This window comes from Clostridiales bacterium (assembly GCA_014799665.1).
Lineage (GTDB): Bacteria > Bacillota > Clostridia > Christensenellales > Pumilibacteraceae > Anaerocaecibacter.
Genome location: JAAVHP010000012.1, coordinates 508,357 through 525,759, shown reverse-complemented (window position 1 = coordinate 525,759; position 17,403 = coordinate 508,357). Strand labels below are relative to the sequence as shown.

The following is a 17,403-nucleotide window of genomic DNA, read 5'->3' as shown; positions in this document are numbered from 1 at the left end:
TACGTAATTTTTAGTTCTCGCCGCCGGCTGCGTCGTCGCCAACGCTTTTAAGCAAGCTGGCAAAAACATTGTTGTCGGACTTTTCGCTGTAAACGTCGCTTTCCTCGACCTGCTTTTTGGCGGGCTTGCTGGTTTTTACGGCTGTGGGCTGAGCGTCCTCAATGCACTGTTTAATGCTGAGCGTCGTCTTGCGATGCTGATCGTCATAAGCAACGACTTTAACATTGACCTCGTCACCCTTGTGAAGAACCTCGTTAATGTCCTTAACGTAAGTAGCGGCTGCCTCGGATACGTGAACAAGACCCTCTACGCCGGGCTCGATTTCTACGAACGCACCGTAAGGAAGAACACTTATAACCTTACCCAAAACAATCGATCCTACGGGATGCTTTTCCATGCACTTATCAAACGGGTGCGGTTGAAGCTCTCTGTAACCGAGCGAAACGCGCTGTTTCTCGCGGTCGGCTTTAAGAACCAAGAAGTCATAGGTCTTACCGATTTCGAGCACTTCGTCCGGCGAAGTGATATGCGAGTACGAAAGGTGGTCGATATGCGCCAAGCAGTCGATACCGTCTACGCTTACGAACGCGCCGTACGAGCTGATACGCTTGACTTCGCCCGCAACTACAACGTCGGGCTTAACGTTTTCCCAGAATATTTCGGCTTTTTTATCCTTTTCTTCCTTCTCTTCTTGAAGGATTACTCGCTGAGAAGCAACAATCTTACGATTGATATCGTCTATATCGAGCGCACGAAGCCTAAGCGTTTTTCCGACGAACTTTTTAAGATCGGGTACGAATTTAAGCCGTATTTGAGAAGCGGGAACGAATACGCGATACGTGCCGAGCTGACCGGTAAGTCCGCCTTTAATATCCTTTTTTATAACAATTTCGAACGTTTCGCCGTTGCGGATCTGATCGACTTCCTCGTCCGACTTTTTAAGCCTGTCGGCGCGCTTTTTGGAAAGCAAAACGCAACCGCTTGCAGCGTCGCGTTCGACGGTGATGATAGCGGTGATTTCCGAACCGACAGGATATTCCTCGGGCTTGTACTCGCCCTCGTCGCAAACCTCGTCCTTTTCGATCAAACCGTCGATCTTGCCGCCGAGGTTGATACGAATTCCGACTTCGCTAGCCGAAATGACTGTGCCGGTGATCGCTTTACCCTTACGGATAGTTACGGTTTCTTCGTTGTTGATGGCTTTGATGAACTCTTCGTTGCTCGCTTCGCCAAATTCTTGACCCATGTAAGTCTTTACCTCCATAATCGACTCGGTCGGAGTCGATGCCCCGGCGACGATACCTACCACGCCACTGCGGGGAAAAATAATATTTTTGAGTTCGCCGATTGAATGAATAAAATACGTATTACCGTTTCGAGCCGAGCAGAGGTCGTAAAGCTTGTTGGTGTTTGAGCTTGTTTTATCTCCAATTACCAGCATTACGTCGCACTTTTCGGCAAGATCGGCCGCTTCACTTTGGCGCTCATAAGTAGTATAGCAAATCGTGTCGAAAATTTCAACCGTTTTAACTTGCATTTCGCGTATTTTTTTAGAAATTTCTTTAAATTTTTTCGCGTCGTATGTGGTTTGACAAACAAAACACAATTTGTCATAACGGCTAAGCTCGTTTATGTTGCTATCAACATCGATAACGGTCGCGGTATTGTCGCACCAGCCCGCCGTAGCCTCGACCTCGGCGTGCTTACTTTCGCCTATAATCACTATATGATAGCCCGCGTCGTAATGTTTACGCACAATATCGTGTATTTTGGCGACAAACGGACAAGTAGCGTCCATTACCTCATAACCCTTGTCTTTTATTGCCGAATACGTGTTTTGCGCCGCGCCATGCGAGCGGATGATTACACAGCCGTTTTCGCCGTCCTTTAATTCGGGAAGCTCATCAACGCCGTTTATTTTTTTAATGCCGCGCCGTTTAAGATCATCGACGACAGTTTGATTATGAATGATATCGCCGAGGATATAGCAGTTTTTTTCGCCGGCGTGCACTATCGCGGTATCCACCGCGCGTTTAACGCCGAAGCAAAACCCTGCGTTATTTGCTACAATTACCCTTAGCATACGCAGCCTTCTTTGCTTTTTTGTACTGTGCCGAAAGTATTTTGTTTTGCTTTTTCTCGGCTTTGAGTTTTTTCTTTTCTTTCTTCCAGCCCTTTTCGAGCACCCAATTATCGAGCTTGTCGAGCGTTTTCTGCATACCTGTTCTAAACCGTTCGGTCGCTTCGTTGAGCGCGGGTTCATCAACGCGCTTATCGAAAAGATCAGACAAATCGACGGGATCGCCTACCGCCACGTAGTTGCGATGAAAAAGCTTGCCTTTATGGTGGATAACGTAAGGAACGACGCGCGCATTGCCTTTCAGCGCGAACATAGCGGCACCCGAATGAAGCGGTTGAAGCTCGCGGTTTACCCTGTTACGCGTACCTTCGGGCGCGATAACCAGCGTATCGCCGCCTTTTAGCGCGTTAATACACTCGCGCATTGACGACAGTTCTGGTTTTTCGCGGTCGACGAAAATTACGCCGATCGTTTTCATAAGCCACGTTTGGAACTTGCCGCCCTTATTTTCTTTCTTGGACAGCGCGCGTTTCAACCCGTTCGGCAAACCGAAGAAAACGTAAAGAATATCCATCCACGACAAGTGATTGGTTAAAATAATCTGTCCGCGGTCGTATTTCTTGTATTTGTACCTATCCATTACCTTGCACGGAAACAAAAGCTTAGCAAGCGGATACAAGAATACGTATAAGAACTTATACCAACCGTTCATTATAGATCCCCCGTTACCTCGTCGATAATGAGTGACGCGACTTCTTCCGCCGTCAAACCGTCGGAATTGATTTCTTTTGCGTCGTACGCTTGTTTAAGCGGCGCAACTGCGCGCGTGCTGTCGTTACGGTCGCGCTCGATCACGTCCTTTAATACATCTTCGTACACAACGGCTTGTCCCTTTTCAGTCAGCTCGTCGAACCTGCGCTTGGCGCGAATCTCGGCGGATGCGGTAAGGAAATATTTAAACTCCGCATCGGGCAAAACGACTGTACCTATATCCCTGCCGTCGAGAATGACCGAACCGCTCGCCGCGATATCGCGCTGAATACCTAACAGCTTTTGCCTAACGAACGGAATAGCCGAAGCCTCGCTCGCCGCCATGGACACTGCGGGCGTACGGATTTCGCCCGAAACGTCCACGCCTTCCAGCAAAACGCGCTGAACGCCGTTTTCGTATTTAATATCGACCGAAACGTTTTTGAGACAGTTCTCTACCGCTTTGCCGTCCTTCGTCGAAACGTTTGATTTAAGACACTTAAGCCCCAACGCGCGGTAGAGCGCGCCCGTATCGAGATATACGATTTTAAGCCTGGCGGCAACGAGCTTAGCAACCGTGCTCTTACCCGCGCCTGACGGACCGTCCAGCGCTATCGCGTATACCTTGGCTATATCGGGACGAAGAGAGCGTGCACCGCCGAGATAAATATTACGAACGGGATTATTCGACTCCGCAGTTATCATGACGCGAATACATTTTTTAAGCCCGCCGTCGACAGTCGGCTCGACAGCCGAAAAAAGCGCAACGTTATGCCCCGCTTCGCGAATAGCCGTCGCTGCCGCAAACGCCGTAAGATCGGGCGTCATAGACACCGTAATATTAATTACGTCGCCGTCGGCAATCCCGTTTTTGAAATACAGCTTATCGACAAGCTTTTTCGCCGCCGTAGCTATACTATTTTTATCGTTTTCGGCGGTTATCGCACCGCGTATAGATACCGTTTTACTCATTGTAAATTCTCCTCGCAATTATTCCGCTACGCTTTTGGCTGCACTCGTGCCCGCAGCATATCCCGTCGCCATAGCTATATGGAAATTATATCCGCCGGTAAGCGCGTCAACGTCCAACACCTCGCCGCCGAAATATAAGCCTTTGACAATGCGCGACTCCATAGTTTTGGGATTGACCTGTTTTACGTCAACGCCGCCGCTCGTAACCACCGCATGATCGAAGCCCACGTCGCTTATTACAGTCAAGCCGAAGCCCTTGATAAGCGTAACAAGCGACCGACGCTCCTCTTTGGTGATCGAATTGACCGCGCGCGTAGGATTGATGTTCGATTTTTTGATAATAAACGGAATTATCGATTTCGGAAACAGCTCGTCCAGCGCATTCTTGAACTGTTTATTCTGTATCAGTCCCCATTCTCGAACAAGCCGAGAATCAAGCTCGTCCGCTGTCATAGCGGGCTTAAAATCTATTTTTATATCGAACGGATGTGCACGATGCGACAAGTACGCAGATAAAGTTAAAATGATCGGCCCGGACACGCCGCGATCTGTTATCATCATATCGCCGAATATCGGTTTAACACCGTCGGCGCTCACCGTAACGTTTTTGAGCGTAAGCCCTTCCGCGGCGGATAAGTCCTCTTTGGTATTCAGCGCAACAAGCGACGGATAAAGTGGCGTTATATTATGCCCCATGCTTTTTATAAAATCGTACGCGCTTCCGTCAGACCCCGTCGCCGAGTAGCTCATACCGCCCGTACACATTATGACCTTGTCGAAAGCTTCCGCGCCGCCGATATACTTGACCGTAAAACCGTTGTTATCGGGTTTTATCTCTTTTATTTCGTGATACAGCCGAATATCTACGTTATTCTTTTGCGCGTACTTGGTAAGAGCTTTTGTAACGTCGCTTGCCTTGTCCGATTGCGGGAACGCGCGCCTGCCGCGCTCGATTTTGGTTTTACATCCGTTTTCGTTCAAAAGCCGAATAGCGTCCTCAGGCGAAAACCGAGCGAGCGCAGACCGCAAGAACTGCGGGTTCGTAACTACGTTTTGCAAAAACTCGTTCTCGTCGCAAACGTTGGTAAAATTGCACCTACCCTTGCCCGTTATATATATTTTTTTACCAATTTTGTCGGTGTGCTCGAACAGAACGACTTCCGCGCCTTTTGCGCTTCCCGCCGCGACAAGTCCGGCCGCACCACCGCCTATAACAGCTATTCTCATAATTTGAATTTGATATCTTTTATTTTATTCAGCGTACCGTAATCGGTGCGATCGATCACCAGCGGAGTTATAGTTATATACCCGTTATGACACAGCCATTCGTCGCTTGCTTTATCGAGATTGTCAAGACAGCGGTATCCGCCGAGCCGATATATCTCGTCGGGCGATAAATCGTACAAGTCCATAAAGGTAACTTGCGTATTCATCTTCTCTACGCGCACGCCCTTAGGCGAACTTTTCGGGAAGTTAATATTAAGTACCGTTTTCTTGGGGATGTCGAGCGAAATGATCTTTTCGAAATTAGCCTTGAATATAGCGGCGCAGGCGTCGAATTCACTGTCGACGGCGGCTTTATTGTTATCAAGCGACAACGCGATCGCGCGACTGCCCAAAAACACGCCTTCGCTCGCAGCCGACACCGTACCCGAATACATAACGTCGCTTCCCAGATTTTCTCCGTTGTTTATGCCGGATATAACAAGATCGGGCGCTTTGAAAATAGTAGTACACGCAAGCTTAACGCAATCGACGGGAGTCCCGCCGACAGCGTAAACCTTATACCCGTAGCCTTTTATTTCCCTGCAAGTAAGGGTATGCGGCTTCATGGTAAACGAATGCGAAAAGCCCGACTTTTGCGTATCGGGCGCAACAACGGCTATTTCGTGTTCGTCCTTAAACAAATCGGCGACGGCGTGCAATCCGTGCGAATTGTAGCCGTCGTCGTTAGTAAACAGTATTCTCATATCGGTTGTACGGGATTATTTTTGTCGTAAATCGCCTTGTCTACGCCGTGAAGCTTAGCTTCGCGCTTTTTGAAGAACGGAATAGCAAGCTGCGGGAACAGCGCGTAAGTGAGCACGTCCTCCTCTTGGATAGCGTATTCTTCGATTTCCTTCTTATAAACGTCAAGTTCAGGCGCAATATTATCGGCAGGGCGGCAAGTAATGCGCGGCTGATCGCCTATTATCTTTTTGATGATTTTCGCGTCGGGTTCTACGGGAAGCTTACCGTACTCGCCCGCAACTACGCCCTTCGTCTCCTTAGTGACCGATTTATAACGCTCGCCCGAAAGCACGTTGAGAACGGCTTGCGTACCGACGATTTGAGAGCTGGGCGTAACGAGCGGCGGATAACCGAGATCGGCGCGCACTCTCGGCACTTCTTCGAGCACTTCGGTGAGCCTATCCGACGCGTTTTGCTGTTTAAGCTGGTTTATGAGGTTACTGAGCATGCCGCCCGGCACCTGATAAATAAGCGCATTAACGTCGACTTTGAGAACTTTGGGATTGAGTATCCCGTCGGCGACCAAGCGGTCGGCAACCTTGCGGAAGTAAACGGTGCACTTATTGAGTTTATCGAGATCGAGCCCCGTATCGTACTCAGTGCCTTGGAGCGAAGCGACGAGCGCTTCGGTAGCGGGCTGACTCGTGCCGTTACCGAGCGGCGACAATGCGGTGTCCACGATATCACAGCCCGCTTCTATCGCTTTAAGATTTACCATATCGCCCGTGCCCGCAGTGTTATGCGTATGCAGGTGTACGGGGATCTTGACCTTATCTTTAATACGCGAAACGAGCTCATAAACGGTATACGGCAAAAGCAGGTTTGCCATATCCTTAATGCAAATTATATCCGCGCCCATGCTTTCGAGCTTAACTGCAAGATCGACGAAATAATCGATCGTATGCACTTTGCTCGTGGTGTAGCACAGCGCCGCCTCGACAGTCCCGCCGTACTTTTTGGTGCTGTCTATCGCCTGTTTCATATTACGGATATCGTTAAGCGCGTCGAAAATACGAATAACGTCGATACCGTTCTTGATCGACAAACGGCAAAACTCATCCACGACGTCATCGGCGTAATGCTTGTAGCCCAAAATGTTTTGTCCGCGGAAAAGCATTTGAAGCTTGGTATTGGGTATCGCCTTTCTGAGCGCGCGAAGTCTATCCCACGGGTCTTCGTCGAGATATCTCAAACACGAATCGAACGTCGCACCGCCCCACGCTTCGAGCGCGTAGAAACCTACGTCGTCGAGCAGTTTTGCCGCGGGGAGCATTTCGTCGGTGCGCATACGCGTAGCCGCTTGCGACTGGTGCGCGTCACGCAATATAGTTTCCATTATTTTGACTTTTGCCATAATAATTCTCCGTTACCTAAAATTAAACACCGAATATGGACAGCAACACGCCCGCCGCAACGGCAGAGCCGATAACTCCCGCCACGTTGGGCCCCATTGCGTGCATCAGCAAATAGTTGTTCGGGTCTTCCTTTTGCGCTACGGTCTGCGACACTCGCGCCGCCATAGGAACAGCCGAAACGCCCGCACTTCCTATAAGCGGATTGACCTTGCCGTGCGAAAGAACATTCAAGAGCTTCGCCATGAGTATTCCGCCTATCGTACCCACTAAGAACGCAATTAAACCGAGAGCAACAATTTTCAGCGTATCGAGCGTAAGGAACGTCGTGCCGAGCGCTTTTGCGCCTACGCACATCCCAAGGAATATGGTAATAACGTTCATTAGACCGTTGCTTGCGGTCTGCGCCAAGCGGTCTGCCACCAAACACTCTTTAAGTAGATTGCCGAACATAAGCATACCGAGTAGCGGCAACGAATCGGGCAAAATAAGACCGCAAACGAGAGTTACGACTATGGGGAACACTATCTTCTCGCGTTTGGATACGGGACGAAGCTGTTCCATTTTGATAGCGCGCTCCTTCTTTGTCGTAAGAGCCTTCATGATCGGCGGCTGAATAATGGGAATGAGCGCCATATACGAGTACGCCGCAACCGTTATCGCAGGTAATAAATCAAACTGCTTTAACATTGTGGTAACGTATATCGACGTGGGGCCGTCCGCACCGCCGATAATGGCTATCGCCGCCGCCGCCGCGCCGTCAAAGCCCAAACAAACCGCGCCAAACAGCGTTATGAATATACCGAGCTGTGCCGCCGCGCCGAGTATAAAGCTCTTGGGGCTTGCGATAAGCGGCCCGAAGTCTGTCATTGCGCCGATACCGAGGAAAATCAACGGCGGGAATATGACCCACTCAACGCCCTTTTCCATATAGTACAAAAGACCGCCGGGGCTCGTCACGCCGTTTGCCGTAACGGGCTCTTTCATAAGTATCGCATACGCGCCCGGAATGTTTACAAACAACATACCGAACCCTATCGGAACGAGCAAAAGCGGCTCTTTTTTAAGTCCGATGCCGACAAACAACAGCACGCACGCAACAGCGAGCATTACGTAGTTTTGCCACTCGGACTGATAAAGCCCCGTGCTCTCCCATAGGTTTTTGAGCATTTCGACAAAGTTCATTTAGAGCACCTTACTTTATATACGCGAGAATTGCGCCGGTCTCGACGTTATCGCCCTTCTTAACGACGTACGTGATCGTACCGTCGGCGGAAGCGTTGATGTCGTTTTCCATCTTCATAGCTTCGAGAACGATAACCTTTTCGTTCTTTTTAACAGCCGAGCCGTCGGCTTTGGCAAGCGAAAGAATAAGTCCGGGCATGGGCGCCTTAACGGGCGTTCCCTCTCCCGAAACCGCCTTAGGGGCGGCGGGCGCCGCAGCGGGTGCCGACGCAACAACGGGCGCTGCGCCGTCGTTAGATACTTCTTCTACGTCAACAGAGTAAGATTTGCCGTTTACAGTCACATTGAATTTACGCATTATATCCTCCAAAAAATGATTTTTATTATTATTTGTTACGTTTTATTCTGCGAATAACGAATTCTGGCTTTACGTCGTCACCCTCGCCTTCGCTCGAATATATTGCCGCGATTGCGGCGGTGATCGCAGCTACGATTTCGGTATCGTCCTCGTCGGCTTCTTCGCTCTCGACCTTAGGTTTCTTTTTACGCTCGAACAGCTTTTCCCTGCTAAGCGCTTTGGTTTGGAACAGGAAGCCCGTAAGATAAAATATCCCGACGAGAAGCGCAAGCACGAGCAATACGATCACGAACCCGATTAGCGCGTAAAGCGCCGCGTCGCCTATCTTAACGTCGCTTGCAGATAAAAACAGTGTACTCATGATTACTCCACGTGCGCAAGCAGCGCCGCCAACAAATACTGACGAGTGAGATTAGGCTCGATCACGTTATCGAAATACCCGTTCTTGGCGAGCACGAGCGCCGAATTGTTCTCCTCGCTGTACGAGGCGGCAAGCTTTTCAGCAGCCTTTTCCTTGTTCTTGGACGATTTGATGTCGTCGGCATAGATGAGCCGTGCCGCCGCTTCGCTTTCGAGCGCGCCGATCTCAGCGCAGTCCCAAGCGATTTTATAATCGCACGGCGCAACGAGCGAAGTATACGCGCCACCTATCGCCTTACCATATACGAGCGCGAACGCATCCACGTCGAGCGAATTGACCTGATAGATAAGATTAGACATTTCGCGAATAAGCGTGCAATCGTCGCCGCTTCGATCGGTACCCAAGCAATCTGTAAGGAATATCACGGGGCACTCCGCATTTTCGCAAACCATGAGGAATGCGCCGATCTTTGCGCACGCGTCTGCGGTAAGCCGTCCGTCGGCTTTGGTTATATCGGTCGCAACAACGCCGACCCTAACGTCGCCGAGCGTTGCAAACCCGGTAATCGCAACGGGCGCGAAGTCCTTTCTTAGCTCGTAAAAGCTGTTTTTATCGAAAACTTCTTTTATGAGCGCGGCGGGCGTTACCCCCGCTTTAAGTCCCTTGCATACGCGGTTGGGATCGTCGCCCGATTTAGCGCCATCGTTAAACACGGACAAAATCTTAACTATATTTTCGCGAAGCTCTTTATCGTTCTTAACTACGTTGGTGATCAAGCCCTTCTCGGCGATTTGCTTGACCGAGCCGATTTTCTTAGCGTCCGCGCCGCTTGCGCCAGCCAAAACGAGCGGAGACGACGAAGCGAGAACGCTGTCGGGATAAGCGATAACAAAGTCGCTCAAATCGGTAATGTACGCCGAAAGCCCGAGGTTATTCCCCTTTATGACCGAAATAATCGGCACTTCGCCGCAAGCTACCGTATACGCTCTGAGTATCGCACCGTAACCCTCTAACGCGCCGATACCCTCGGTAAAGCGCGCACCAGACGTATCCCAAACAGCAATAAGCGGCTTATCCATACGAACGGCGTTATTGATAGTACGCACGATCTTTTTGGCGTTCTGCTCGCCGATCGAGCCTTTTAAAACCTTGGAATTGAGCGCAAACAAGCAAACGCCCGTATCGCCGACCGACGCAAACCCGCTGACCACACCGTCGCCCGCTTCCACGCCGAGAATGTTTTGCGAACACATAAACGCGTCCGTTTCGACGAACGACTGCTCATCGACGAACGCGTTTATAAATCCCAGTATATCTTTGTTGACAGCGGCAAGCTTGCTTTTTGTATTTTTCAGAGTTTCCATTTAAGCCTCCAACTTATTCCACTATATATTGTATCATTAAAAAATAAAAATTTCAACTGATATTCCGCAAGTTTATCAAATTTCAAATATTTTTAAGAATTTCAAGCTCGCGGCTGTTAAGGTACCGCCACTCGCCGCGCGAAAGTCCGCCCAAGCGAATACCCGCGACCTCTATCCGTTTAAGGAATAGAACGCGCCGCCCCAGCGACTCTATCATGTTCCTGATCTCGTGGTTCTTGCCCTCGGATATCGTTATTTCGAGCCGAGTTTCGTTCTTGTCAGAGTCGAGCACGACGACTTTTGCGGGCGCATACTGCACTCCGCCGTACTCTATACCGTTACGCAGCCTTTTCAGCTCCGCGTCGGTAGGTTCGCCCTCTACGCGCACTGCGTAAACCTTTTTAACGCCGTTTTTGGGGTGCGTTATCTTATTGGCGAGCTCGCCGTCGTTTGTCAAAAGCAAAAGCCCCTCGGTATCGTAATCGAGTCTACCGACGGGATAAACGCGTTCCTTCAGTTTGACGAAATCGAGCACAGTTTTGCGCCCCTTTTCGTCGTTCACCGTACAAACGCAGCCCTTGGGCTTATTGAGCATTATGTAAACGGAACGGGTCGTGATATGAACGGCTCTGCCGTCAACCTCTACGTAATCGCCGTCCTTTATATCGGTGGCAAGATTTGTTACCGTCTTGCCGTTGACGCGCACTCGCCCGTCCGTTACGATCTGTTCGCATTTGCGACGGCTGTCTATTCCGCAGCCGCTTAAATATTTATTGATTCGCATATAAATATGATAACTTATTTATCAAATAAAATCAACTTTATACGCGATGTTTTAAACAAAAAGTACGGTATTACTTTCGTGCAAACGCGCAGTCCATAAGACGCATACATTCCTCGAACATATCGTAGCAATCGAGCACCGTGCAAATATACGTCTTGCCGTTACGAGTTGCCGACGAAACCAAGCACCTGCCCGATTTTTTGGTAAAGCCCGTCTTTATGCCGTTGCCGCCCTCGTAATTGAACAGTATTTTGTTCTTATTCGGGAAATGTCTGTCGTAGTCATGATTATGGTACGGCGTAGTGTAATGCTTGGTCGCAACGATATCTCTGAAAGTTTCGTTCTGCATGGCGTAGTACGAAATCGCGCAAAGGTCGCGCGCCGTGGTATAATGCTCGTCGTCGTGCAAGCCGTTGGGCGTTACGAAATGCGTATTGTTCGCGCCCGCCTTTTTCGCCGTTTCGTTCATCATGGTCACAAATCCGTCTACGCTACCGCCGACTATTAAAGCGAGCGCCACGGCGCAGTCGTTGCCCGATTGAAGCATAAGCCCGTATAAAAGATCGCGCACCGTGAGCATTTCGCCTTTTTGAAGATAGAGCGACGAGCCCTCTACGCCCACCGCTTCGTCGGGTATGGGCATAGGAATATCGAGCATGGTATGATTTTCAAGAACGGTTATCGCCGTGCAAATTTTGGTCGTACTCGCGGGATAACGCTTGGCGTCGCAGTTCTTGGAATAAATAAGCTCGCCCGTATCGCCGTCGACAAGCGCCATACTGCGCGCCGAGCTATACACTTCCGCGGCATAAGAAGCCGAAGCTTCGCTCTCGGCGTTTACAGGTGCGGCGCAAGCGCATGCCGCAAAAACAACGGCAAGCGCCGCACATAAACAAACGATCAGATTCTTTTTCATTTCTTTTTACCGAACAACGAGCCGACGACGTCGGGAACGGTCTCCACTACCTTATCGAACATACTCTTGCTTCCCACGTTGAGCATACGCACGGACTTGCCGTCACTCACCAAAAAGCATACGGGCGAAACGCTCATGCCCGCGCCGCTCGCACCCGCAAACGGATATTCGCTCTGCTGTTTTTGGCTGTATTCGCCGCCGCCGGTGACAATACCTATACTTATCTTGCTGATAGGAACGACGGTCGTTCCGTCTGGCATAACTATTGCGTTGCCGACGATAATGTCTGCGTCGGTTAACGTGCGCATCTTGCCGAACGCGCTATCCATAATGCGCTCGATGGGATGCTCGGTTTGTTCACTCGGTAACAGTGTTCGCATAACTTCTCCTTTGCGGTATCAGACCGATCAAGGTCGCACATACCGCATATATAATGTCCGCAAAAGAAAGCGAAAATATGCCGAAAAACTCTAAAAAAATATATTCATTGTCGTATATCGGTTTAAAAACAGCTTTTTCTTTGTCGATACCGAAGATCGCGCACGCGCTTTCGAACGAGATTTTCAGCATACCTACTATAAAAGCGCTGACCGCCGCGTCGCCCGTGCCGAGCCGAAGATCGAGATCTAAATCTCTTACGCGCACGCGCTCTATCATACGCTTGGATAAACTCACAAGGAATCTTTTTGTAGCGGGTTTAATTCCAGATTTTTCTTCCTCTTGCGTCTTTTTACTTTCGTCACCGACAACAATGCCTTCGAGCTTTTGTTTGACCGCGCCAATATTGACCGATTTTTTGTAGACCGTAAAAAACCACAGCTTAAATTTGATCAAGCCGTAGTCATTGTCGTAATCGATATCGACGTTCATCGTTACGACCAATGGCAGCGATATTAAATGCAAAAATAAAACGGCAACCACCAAATATATCATATTTGTAGTGTTTGCCGTTATTAAGTAAAATATATACGGTAATTATGCTTGTTCGTCGTTACCGCCGGTAGGCTTTTCTTCCACGCTGACTTCTTCGCCGTCTGCGTCGATTTTGACCACTTCCTCGCCTTGAAGAAATTCGGGATTTTCTTCCTGCTTGGCAAAGTTATAAAGTTCTTCTTCCGTCGGTTCGGGCGAAGCCTCTTCGATCTGTTTGATCTTGTCTTGGAGCACTTTCCTTTCCGGCAGATCGTCTATGGCGTCTATGCCGAACCGTTTAAGGAAGGTTTCCGTCGTACCGAACAAGAGCGGTTTGCCGAGCGCGTCCTTACGCCCCGTGATTTCTATAAGATTATTTTTCAAAAGCGCTTGCAGAGCGTAATCGCAGTTCACACCGCGGATATGCTCTATTTCGAGCCTGGTAACAGGCTGACGGTACGCAATAATGGACAGCGTTTCCATTGCGGGATTGGATAAAGCTTTTTCCTTAATGGGGTTCAAAACGCACGCGAGTGTATCGGCATAATCGGGGTTGGAAGCGAGTTGAAGCTTGCCGTTATATGTAATAAGATGTACGCCCGACTTTCCGCCGTACTTTTTTTGAAGCCGTTTGACGGCGTTCGTCACCTCGCTCTTTTGGAGTTCGAGATAATCGCAAATATCGGTTACCTTAAGCCCGTCGCCCGAAACGAATAAAAGCGCTTCGAGCACGTTATCTATCTGTTCAATTTCCAGCATCTTCTTCGTCCTTGCTCCTTTTGACAATAGTTATCGTTTCGAAAATACCCGGTTGCCGAACGCCCACCTCTTGATCTTTGACAAGATCGAGAAGCGCCGAGAAGGTCGTAACGACCTCGTTTAGAGTGTAGTCCTCGTCGAACAGCTCGTCGAAAGTGCAGCTCTCGACGATGGTAAACCGATGACGGATAAACTCCTTCTTCTCCTCGACGGTAAACGGATCGCGTTCGATCTTTTTGATCTTCATCGCTTGCTGACGATCGCCGATCTTATCGAACATCTTTTTGAGCGCCGCCATAAGCCCGTTGGTCGTCATGTCTTTAAGCACGAGCCGCGGCTGACCTACGCTGTCGTCGGGCGCGCGGAAGTGCATATTGATCTTCTCCTGCTCGCGCATCTTTTCGGCGGCTTCCTTATAGAGCTTATATTCTTCCAAACGCTGAATAAGATCTTTTTCTGGATCTTCCTCTTGCGGCACGACCTCGACTTCGGGCTTGGGCAACAGCTTTTTCGACTTGATTTCGAGAAGCGTCGCCGCAACTACGATAAAGTCCGCCGCTTGCTCCATGTCGAGCTCGTCGATCTGCTCCATCGCTTCGAGGTATTGCTCGGTAATATTGGATATAAAAATATCCTCGATATTGATTTTTTCGCGCTTGACAAGATCGAGCAACAAATCGAGCGGACCGTCGTAATTTGCAAGAACTACATGATAGCTTTTACTATATGTCTCGTCATTCGTTTGTTCGATATTATCTTTTTCGACTTCAGACATATAAGCTCCTTTACGGTATCATTAACCACCACAATTGTGTAAACAGCCACGACACGTTGCCAACGAAGAAATTGAGATACGTGCCGAGAATATCGATATAGCCGAACCAGCTCGGCAGGTTTACGTAGTTTTGCGCAGACGAAACGATAAAGCTCAACCCGACCAAGCCCCACAAAATATACTGACCGTTGGTGCGCATGAACGCGCAAAATTTGTTCCCTTGGTGCGTGAAAGCTTCGACAACGCGAAAGCCGTCTAGCGGAAATATAGGCAGTATATTAAAAAATACGAGCGAAAGATTGATAGTTGTCAGTATAGAGAAGAACATCATTATATACCAACACAGTCTTGCTACGCCCGCCGTCGAATAAACCATCGCGTACGACCACGCCCACTGCATAAGGCAAAAACAAAGCGACCCGATAAACGCTATAATCAAATTAGTTACAACGCCCGCGATAGCGACGGTTATCATGCCGCGCGTGCGGTGCTTAAAGTTATATGGATTGACGGGTACGGGCTTGGCATAACCGAAACCTATGAGCATCATCATTATAAACCCTATAAGGTCGAAATGCTTCAACGGATTAAGCGTCAGCCGTCCCGCGTACTTAGCCGTAAAATCGCCGTTCCACTTGGCGACCAAGCCGTGCGCCACCTCGTGCAAAACGAGCGCGATACAAACGGCTAAAAGCGTAAGCACCAATAGCACGAAATAATTAAGCGGGTCGCTGCCGCCGTAGCGCATTGCAAAAATCATAAATCGAACTCCGTTACGTCGTTCCTCGTTATATCCTCATAAGTTTGCGGCTTGACCATGTACGCCGACTTGCCGTCCTTTACCGCAACGACGGGCGGCACGGCGTTCCTGTTGTAGTTGGAAGCCATAGAATAGTGATACGCACCCGTAGACAGCACCGCCAAAAGATCGCCCGTATTGAGCTCGGGCAACATTACGTCGCTTAAAAGAATATCGCCGCTCTCGCAGCATTTGCCGGCAATGCTGTACTTCCTATCGCCTTTTATATCGGCTTGCGTGGCTTTGACCGCAGTATACTCGGCTTGGTAGAGCGCAACGCGCGGATTGTCGAACATACCGCCGTCGACTGCCGCATACGTTTTGAGATCCTTAATTGTCTTTATCGCGCCGACAGTGTAAAGCGTGATACCCGCTTCGCCTACGATCGAGCGCCCGGGCTCAACGATAAGCCGAGGTTTTTTTATGCCGCGCGACTTGATTGCGGCTTTAAGATACTTGACCGAGTTAGTCATGTACTGCTTTGGAGTAAGCGGCATATCGTCCGAGATATAATGAATACCGAACCCGCCGCCGAGATCGAGGCGTTCGACATCGATACCAACGCCGTTAAGCTTGACGATAAAATCGGTCATTTTGTCGATAGCTATCTCGAACGACTGCGGCTCGAATATCTGCGAGCCGATATGACACGCAACGCCCTTAAAGCAAACGTTACGATAGTTCTTGATACTCTCGATTATCTCCTGCGCAGTGCCGTCGGCAATCGAAAAACCGAACTTACTGTCGGGAGTGGTCGTTTGGATGAACCTATGCGTATGCGCTTCCACCCCGGGGTTTACGCGCACTATTACGTTTTGCGGTTTTTTAGAGTGCTTATCGATAAGTTCGAGCTCGCGCACGCTGTCGACCACGAAACACTCCACTCCCGATTCGATAGCGTATTCTACTTCGCTCTCTAACTTATTATTGCCGTGAAAATAAATTTTATCGGGCGCCATGCCGCCTTTAAGCGCGGTATAAAGCTCTCCGCCCGAAACGACGTCCGCACCGAGCCCGAGGGCTCCGAGAATTTTATAAATACCCGTACAGCAAAAAGCCTTGCTCGCATAGCAAACGGTAAAATCGCCGTACTCGCGGCTTAGAACGTCTACGTATTCCTTAGCCGTTTTAACGGCACGATTGACGTCGAACACGTAAAGCGGAGTGCCGTATTGCGCCGCAAGATCGTCGGCAAAGCATCCGCCTATTTTGAGCCGTCCGTTCTCGGCGGATAAATCGCCGAATACGGACAGATTGAATTTTTCGTTATCAGTCTTCTTCATCTTCGTCGTCGGGAAGGTTCGCGTTGTGATAAACGTTTTGCACGTCGTCGTCCTCCTCGAACATATCGAGCATACGGCGGATCTTGACCTCGGCTTCTGCGTCTACGTCCACGGTTGACGCGGGAATTTGCTGAACTTCGGACAAAAGAATGGTCTTGCCCGCTTTTTCAAGCCCGTCGCGAACAACCGCAAGCGACGCGGGAGAAGTGGAAACGTAGCACTCGGTCTCCGAACTGTCGAAATCGTCCGCGCCGAGTTCGAGCGCAAGCATCATAAGCTCCTCGTCGTCATCGCCAGACTGCTTCTCGATAGTAACTACGCCCTTCTGCTCAAACATATACGAAACGCAGTTCGTCGTGCCGAGCGAGCCGCCGCACTTATCGAAGATATGGCGTACTGCCGCCGCGGTGCGGTTTTTGTTATCGGTAAGCGTTTCGACGATAACAGCAACGCCGCTCGTGCCGTAGCCCTCGTACGTAACGGCGGTATAGACTACGCCGCTATCCTCGCCGCTCGCTTTCTTAATGGAGCGAGTAATATTATCGTTAGGCATATTAGCCGCGCGCGCCTTGGCTATAACGTCGCGAAGCCTGGGATTGTTATTGGGATCGGGTCCGCCCGCTTTGACTGCTACCGCGAGCTCGCGCCCGATCTTGGTGAATACGTTTGCTCTCGCTGCGTCGGTCTTACCCTTTTGGCGTTTGATAGTTGCCCACTTGCTATGTCCGGACATAAAATTTCTC

The 17,403-nt window shown here is 49.8% G+C and carries 19 protein-coding genes; all 19 read right to left on the bottom strand.

Features of this window, described 5'->3' with window-relative positions; all coding sequences use genetic code 11:
- Positions 1–10: 10 nt before the first annotated feature.
- Positions 11–2,083: a bifunctional 4-hydroxy-3-methylbut-2-enyl diphosphate reductase/30S ribosomal protein S1 gene (locus tag HDT28_07110; protein ID MBD5132335.1), complete on the bottom strand. Its 2,073-nt coding sequence runs from the start codon at positions 2,081–2,083 to the stop codon at positions 11–13.
- Complete coding sequence (locus tag HDT28_07105; GenBank protein ID MBD5132334.1) at positions 2,058–2,792, bottom strand: 1-acyl-sn-glycerol-3-phosphate acyltransferase; 735 nt, start codon at positions 2,790–2,792, stop codon at positions 2,058–2,060. Before HDT28_07105 ends, HDT28_07110 begins: the two co-directional genes overlap by 26 nt.
- Positions 2,792–3,535: a (d)CMP kinase gene (locus HDT28_07100; GenBank protein ID MBD5132333.1), complete on the bottom strand. Its 744-nt coding sequence runs from the start codon at positions 3,533–3,535 to the stop codon at positions 2,792–2,794. The genes HDT28_07105 and HDT28_07100 overlap by 1 nt, the downstream gene beginning before the upstream one ends.
- A 285-nt stretch (positions 3,536–3,820) precedes the next feature.
- A complete protein-coding gene (locus tag HDT28_07095; GenBank protein MBD5132332.1) occupies positions 3,821–5,029 on the bottom strand; it encodes an NAD(P)/FAD-dependent oxidoreductase in 1,209 nt (402 codons plus the stop codon).
- A complete protein-coding gene (gene surE, locus HDT28_07090) occupies positions 5,026–5,772 on the bottom strand; it encodes a 5'/3'-nucleotidase SurE (protein ID MBD5132331.1) in 747 nt (248 codons plus the stop codon). Before surE ends, HDT28_07095 begins: the two co-directional genes overlap by 4 nt.
- Positions 5,769–7,166, bottom strand: coding sequence for an oxaloacetate decarboxylase subunit alpha (locus HDT28_07085; protein MBD5132330.1), 1,398 nt, complete (start codon positions 7,164–7,166; stop codon positions 5,769–5,771). Before HDT28_07085 ends, surE begins: the two co-directional genes overlap by 4 nt.
- A gap of 22 nt (positions 7,167–7,188) precedes the next feature.
- Positions 7,189–8,349, bottom strand: a complete 1,161-nt coding sequence (locus HDT28_07080; GenBank protein ID MBD5132329.1) for a sodium ion-translocating decarboxylase subunit beta — start codon at positions 8,347–8,349, stop codon at positions 7,189–7,191.
- 10 nt (positions 8,350–8,359) lie between these two features.
- Entirely contained in the window at positions 8,360–8,707 is a 348-nt protein-coding gene (locus tag HDT28_07075; GenBank protein MBD5132328.1) for an acetyl-CoA carboxylase biotin carboxyl carrier protein subunit, read from the bottom strand.
- 28 nt (positions 8,708–8,735) lie between these two features.
- Positions 8,736–9,068, bottom strand: a complete 333-nt coding sequence (locus HDT28_07070; GenBank protein MBD5132327.1) for a hypothetical protein — start codon at positions 9,066–9,068, stop codon at positions 8,736–8,738.
- A 2-nt stretch (positions 9,069–9,070) separates the two neighbouring features.
- On the bottom strand, positions 9,071–10,432 hold the full coding sequence (locus HDT28_07065; GenBank protein MBD5132326.1) for a hypothetical protein: 1,362 nt from the start codon (positions 10,430–10,432) through the stop codon (positions 9,071–9,073).
- 82 nt (positions 10,433–10,514) lie between these two features.
- The gene (locus HDT28_07060) at positions 10,515–11,216 is read right to left on the bottom strand and encodes an rRNA pseudouridine synthase (GenBank protein MBD5132325.1); all 702 of its coding nucleotides are present in this window, start codon (positions 11,214–11,216) and stop codon (positions 10,515–10,517) included.
- Positions 11,217–11,286: 70 nt separating this feature from the next.
- Positions 11,287–12,132, bottom strand: coding sequence for a D-alanyl-D-alanine carboxypeptidase (locus HDT28_07055; GenBank protein MBD5132324.1), 846 nt, complete (start codon positions 12,130–12,132; stop codon positions 11,287–11,289).
- Positions 12,129–12,512 carry a sporulation protein YtfJ gene (locus HDT28_07050; GenBank protein MBD5132323.1) on the bottom strand — a complete coding sequence of 128 codons (384 nt, stop codon included), beginning with the start codon at positions 12,510–12,512 and terminating at the stop codon, positions 12,129–12,131. The genes HDT28_07055 and HDT28_07050 overlap by 4 nt, the downstream gene beginning before the upstream one ends.
- Entirely contained in the window at positions 12,490–13,065 is a 576-nt protein-coding gene (locus HDT28_07045; protein ID MBD5132322.1) for a hypothetical protein, read from the bottom strand. Before HDT28_07045 ends, HDT28_07050 begins: the two co-directional genes overlap by 23 nt.
- 42 nt (positions 13,066–13,107) lie before the next feature.
- Positions 13,108–13,803, bottom strand: a complete 696-nt coding sequence (scpB, locus tag HDT28_07040) for an SMC-Scp complex subunit ScpB (protein MBD5132321.1) — start codon at positions 13,801–13,803, stop codon at positions 13,108–13,110.
- Positions 13,790–14,578 (bottom strand): segregation/condensation protein A, encoded by a 789-nt coding sequence (locus tag HDT28_07035; GenBank protein ID MBD5132320.1) that lies wholly within the window; start codon positions 14,576–14,578, stop codon positions 13,790–13,792. Before HDT28_07035 ends, scpB begins: the two co-directional genes overlap by 14 nt.
- A 10-nt stretch (positions 14,579–14,588) precedes the next feature.
- Entirely contained in the window at positions 14,589–15,338 is a 750-nt protein-coding gene (locus HDT28_07030) for a site-2 protease family protein (protein MBD5132319.1), read from the bottom strand.
- On the bottom strand, positions 15,335–16,660 hold the full coding sequence (lysA, locus tag HDT28_07025) for a diaminopimelate decarboxylase (protein ID MBD5132318.1): 1,326 nt from the start codon (positions 16,658–16,660) through the stop codon (positions 15,335–15,337). The genes HDT28_07030 and lysA overlap by 4 nt, the downstream gene beginning before the upstream one ends.
- Positions 16,647–17,393, bottom strand: coding sequence for a YebC/PmpR family DNA-binding transcriptional regulator (locus HDT28_07020; protein ID MBD5132317.1), 747 nt, complete (start codon positions 17,391–17,393; stop codon positions 16,647–16,649). The genes lysA and HDT28_07020 overlap by 14 nt, the downstream gene beginning before the upstream one ends.
- Positions 17,394–17,403 lie beyond the last annotated feature (10 nt).